This is a genomic window from Catenibacterium sp. GCM10023432, from assembly GCF_042651925.1.
Classification (GTDB): domain Bacteria; phylum Bacillota_I; class Bacilli_A; order Erysipelotrichales; family Coprobacillaceae; genus Catenibacterium; species Catenibacterium mitsuoka.
Genome location: NZ_JBHSEB010000021.1, coordinates 1 through 643 on the forward strand (window position 1 = coordinate 1; position 643 = coordinate 643).

At 33.9% G+C, this 643-nt stretch carries 1 protein-coding gene; it reads left to right on the forward strand.

Annotated elements, in window-relative coordinates; translation table 11 throughout:
- A partial coding sequence (locus ACFOZZ_RS03715; protein ID WP_376814730.1) for an integrase core domain-containing protein occupies positions 1-635 on the forward strand: 635 nt, incomplete at its 5' end.
- Between the last annotated feature and the right edge of the window lie 8 nt (positions 636-643).

Below are 643 nucleotides of genomic sequence, written 5' to 3' on the forward strand. Positions count from 1 at the left end.
CTGTCTTAAGATACGGTAGAAGTAAAGTAATCATCTTAGATAATGGCAGCAGCTACAAAAATAAAAGCACCAAGGAAATAGAGGCAAGACTCGGGACTAAAATCATTTATAATCCCCCATATCAGCCTGTCGGAAAAGCTTTGATTGAAAGGTTCTTTCATACAATGAAGATGCGTTTTATGGATGTACATAAGGGAAGCGACTATCATTCACTTTCTCAATTAAATAATGATCTTAATAAATGGATAAATGAGTATAACAGAACAATCCACTCATCATTGAAAGATGATGAGAATGACAATCATACACCTCTAGAACGCTATATGTATGATATGAAAGATGTTGAAGTATCAAGACTGTCAAATAAATCACCTATTGAATACGCTTCGTGGTTTGATGATGTGTTTCTTCATGAAACCACAAGAAAGGTCAATGGTGATTCAACAGTCCTTATTGAAAATCAGCTTTTTGATGTTCCTTCTGTCTATATAGGAATAAGAGTTATTATCCGCTATAATCCAAGAACTTTTGAAGGAACATATCTTTATGATGTTTCTCAAAAGAAAAAGGTTTCTTTAAAAAGAACGGATCGAGTTGAAAACGGAAGAACAAGAAGAGAGGAGATCATTTACTGATGGAAATG